Below are 4,119 nucleotides of genomic sequence, written 5' to 3' on the forward strand. Positions count from 1 at the left end.
ACGGCGAGCCCGATGCTCCACCCGCCGCATCAGCACCATCGTCCAAGCCATCCACACACTCCTGACCCGCAACCATTCAGGATGAAAGAGGTTCAATCACGCTGGACAAGGCCATCGCGTCACTTCTCTCAACGAGCTTCGCTACTCGGAGAGTTGCGCGATGGCCGCCCCATGACCAGGGGCTGCGCGAAGATTGCTGTTACACCACTCAGCGGGACACCATCCAAGTAGGTAGCGAGGGGATTAGGTGCTCGGTACGTCGTTTTCCCGTTACATGAAGAGTTCTTGACAGATCACGATGATCTTGTCAGCACGGAGATGAGCTTGTTGGAGGGCTTCATGCCACAGCGTTTATCGGTACAGCCGGATAGCGCGGTCCCGAAGTCCGTCCCCTCCATGTTTCTCAACCGACACCGGTTGGGGATGCCCCCGGGACATCAGCGGCTGCGATGGGCCAGCTGGCCCCTTCTCCGTTGTGGCTTCTACGTTCATGGCGCTGCATCCACGCGTCCAACCAGACGGGAAGGCGACTTCCGCAGGCAAGTAGGAACAGATGAGGCGGAAGCTGTACGCGAACTCCCGGTGCACGGAAGGAGGCTTCTGCACACAGAGCGCACGACAGGGGCCCACCGATCGTTGCGTTTTGCGAGTCCTGATGAAACGACACACGGCGTGCGGTGTCACGCCGGCTACGTCAGCACACCCAGCTCAGTGGCTGTTGTCCCCACCGCCCGAGGTGGCTCATATGGCACGTAGGACTGGCTCCTCACGAGAGGGTGCCGCTACTGGAGGCTCCAACAGGAACCCTCTATAGTCCATATTTGAGATCTGGTGATCCGAAGATCGGATCACCAGCATTGACTTGATGCTCACAGAAGCATTCAAAACAGACTAAAAGGTAGGCGTGATGGAACTGACCGGCAACGTGTTCCGGCGCGGAGCGGCGGGCTACGAGGAAGCACGCAAGTCCACCGTGTGGAACGCCCGGGTTCCCAACCGCTTTCCGGATGTGATCGTGCAGGCTTGCTCCGTGGCAGACGTTCAAAACGCGGTTCGCTTCGCCAAGCGGCATGGACTGCGTGTCGGTATCCGCTCCGGCGGGCACAGCTGGACGGCGAGCCATCTTCGTCACGGCGGGTTGCTGCTCGATGTGTCCCGGCTCGATCGCATCGCTGTGGACGGTGAAGCCATGACCGCTGCCGTAGGACCGGGTAAACACGGCAACGAGATGTGCGCCGTGCTCGCGGCCGAGGACTTGTTCTTCCCTGCTGGCCATTGCAAGGGCGTTGCGGTGGGCGGCTACCTCCTTCAGGGCGGATACGGATGGAACAGCCGAGTGCTCGGGCCCGCCTGTGAGAGTGTGCTGGCCGTCGACGTGGTCAACGCCGATGGGGAGCTGATCCACGCGAACTCGGAGGAGAACTCAGATATATTCTGGGCAGCCCGCGGCTCCGGTCCCGGGTTTTTCGGTGTTGTGGTCCAATTCCACGTGCGCATCTACCACAAGCCTGCGGTATGCGGCTCGAGTGTGTACGCTTACCCACTCGATCTTCTGGAGGACATCTACCGGTGGGCGCATGCCATCGGCCCTGAGGTGGACCGGCGCGTGGAGTTGCAGGTTCTCATGTGCACGAATTTTGAGCCCCTCGGTATCGATCAGCCCACCATCGTGATCGCTGCTCCTGTGTTCGCGGATTCTGAGGACGAGGCGCGAGAAGCTGTGCGACTGCTCGACACTTGCCCGGTACGCGAACAAGCCCTGGCCGCGATTCCGTTCGCGCCCATGACACTGCTCGATTGGTACGACGCCGTAATGCATGCCTACCCTGACGAGCACCGCTACGCTGCGGACAATATGTGGACCTCCGCGTCGATCGAGGACCTCTTGCCGGCCTTGAAGAGCATCGCCCAGACCCTGCCGCCGGCACCCTCGCACTGTCTGTGGCTCAACTGGGGTCCTGCGCCAAAACGTCAGGACATGGCCTACTCAATGGAGGACGACACTTACATCGCGCTCTACTCCGTGTGGCAGGACGCCTTGGATGACGAGCACTACGGTGACTGGGCTAGATACCACATGGCGGAGATGGCTCCGCTGGCCACCGGCATCCAGCTGGCTGACGAGAACCTCGGCCAGCGGCCGGCTCAATTCGCGTCGAAGACCGCCATGTCTCGCCTCGACCTGGTTCGTGCCACTTATGACCCTGAAGGTCGTTTCCACTCCTGGATGGGGCGTCCGTGACCAAGCACCTGTCTGCCAGCCGCAGCTATATCGGCTACCGAGAAGAGGATCATTCCAGCCCCTTCTCGCCGTACTACGACCCTATGATGGCTCCGTTGCCCTCACACGTGGTTGAAGCGCTCAATCTGGGCCCCCGAGCTGTCCCTCTGCTGACTAGCATCGAGAAAGCCGGTGATCTCCTCAGCTCTGACAGCGTGGCCGTTGAAACCGGCTACACGCTCCTACCCGACGGTTCGATGACGGTCGCCGTGCTCACTCACATGCCCGACGTGACACCGGCCATGTGGGACTGGTGGTTCACCTGGCACGGTGACGACACCCGCAAGTACAAACTCTGGCACCCGCAAGCCCACGTGGCCGTCCAGTGGTCCGACACCAAACACACGCCCGGACCACGTTCCTACATCGGCCGGACGTCATTCGTAGAAGAGTATCTGGGACATCGGCTCACCAGAGCCGCCATTCGCTTTCTGCCGCCGAGTGAACTCGGTCTGGACGAGGATGAGATCGCCGATCCGCAGCAAGCTACGGTGATCTGCGCGCGGGTGGGCTTCTCCTGCCACCCTCTTGACGCTGGCTACCTCCTCCACCATGTCCGCAAGACACACGATGGCTCCGAAATGCGATCGCGATTCTGGATAGGCGGGCGCCACGCCGCCCTACGCACCCGAAGTAAGGCCCTTAACCGCGCACTGCCTTCTCTGACAACCATGGCCATGCCCATGACCGCTCAAAGAGCCTCCGAGCTGCTCGTCCACTGTGCCCAGGAGATGGCTCATCTTGCAGTCATCCTCCCCTCCCTCCACGCAACGTTCGCATGCGCGGAGAATCAAACCCCTTTCTCCGTCTCGGACGGAGCCACGTCCCTGTGACCAGCGCTCAGCGAGATTACCCACGTGCGCGCTCCCTCGCGATGGTCAGGGTATGAGCTCCTCGCTGGCACGCATCCCTTCCTGAAGCGAAGGTCACGCTCCACCACGTGGGTTTCTCAAGGCCCCGTTGGGTGCGTCGACGCACATCCTCCCCCCTTTGTGCGTTGGACGCCCTGCGGTGCGGCCCTGCCACCGCTCCCCGGGGCAGGGCTGGCTGCCCCCGCTCATTCGCTTCCTGCGGCGTAATGGGCGGGGGCGATACTACTAACGAAACGCCCTTGAAACCGTGCGGACGGCTGCGTGCCCTTTCCGTATGACTAGCCCCCAGAAGTCCGGCGCCGTGGACGGCAGAAACCCCCGCTGCCTCTATCGATCGTCGGGCTTGGCTCAGACAGCAGTCTGGGCCGCTTGCTGCCCCTCGCCCCGCCTATGCGAGGGGCAGCTCGCGTGGGTCTGTCAAACGATTGGCCCTGTCTCACTTTCGGTGGTGACGGAGGGTGTCGCTATCCGAGGAGGATGCGGCGTCGGATTCTCTGAACTTGTGATCTTGGTCTGTTCAGGGGTTCCTCGGGGAGGGGATTCCGAGGTCGACAGCGCGGCGTGACCGGCGGTCGATCTGGGAGAGCTTGTCGTTGGCGCCGGCGAGGCTGGTCTGGTCTGGTCTGGTCTGGTCTGGTCTGGTCTGGAGGATGGTGTCCCGCCGAGTGGTGTAGCAGCGATCAACGCATAGCCCCTGGTCATGAGGCGGCCATCGCGCAACTCTCCGAGTAGTGAAGCTCGTTGATTGGACAGACCCAGCCCGGACCTGGTCCGACGCGACTTCACCGCCGCCGGCTTGGACGAGAAGTGGTGCGGCGACATCACATACGTGCAGGTCGGCGGCACGTGGCTCTACCTGGCCTGCATCCTGGACATCTGCTCGCGGCGCGTGGTGGGCTGGTCGGCGACCATATGCGGACCGAACTGGTCGTCGACGCGATCGAGATGGCAGCGGCGACCCGCGGC

General features: G+C 62.3%; 2 protein-coding genes and 2 pseudogenes. All 4 read left to right on the forward strand.

The features are described 5' to 3' along the window. A pseudogene (locus ACFWI9_RS33185) lies at positions 1 to 85 on the forward strand (IS5/IS1182 family transposase); the annotation flags it as partial. A gap of 822 nt (positions 86 to 907) precedes the next feature. After that, complete coding sequence (locus ACFWI9_RS33190) at positions 908 to 2,242, forward strand: FAD-binding oxidoreductase (RefSeq protein WP_387168712.1); 1,335 nt, start codon at positions 908 to 910, stop codon at positions 2,240 to 2,242. Next, positions 2,239 to 3,114: a DAPG hydrolase family protein gene (locus tag ACFWI9_RS33195; protein WP_387168715.1), complete on the forward strand. Its 876-nt coding sequence runs from the start codon at positions 2,239 to 2,241 to the stop codon at positions 3,112 to 3,114. Before ACFWI9_RS33190 ends, ACFWI9_RS33195 begins: the two co-directional genes overlap by 4 nt. A gap of 799 nt (positions 3,115 to 3,913) precedes the next feature. Beyond that, positions 3,914 to 4,119, forward strand: a pseudogene (locus ACFWI9_RS33200) (DDE-type integrase/transposase/recombinase); the annotation flags it as partial.

It is taken from the genome of Streptomyces sp. NPDC127084 (genome assembly GCF_042724175.1).
GTDB lineage: Bacteria > Actinomycetota > Actinomycetes > Streptomycetales > Streptomycetaceae > Streptomyces.

Coding starts and splice junctions, on each gene's coding strand:
- ACFWI9_RS33190 (WP_387168712.1), top strand. CDS start 908: ATGGAACTGACCGGCAACGTGTTCCGGCGCGGAGCGGCGGGCTACGAG.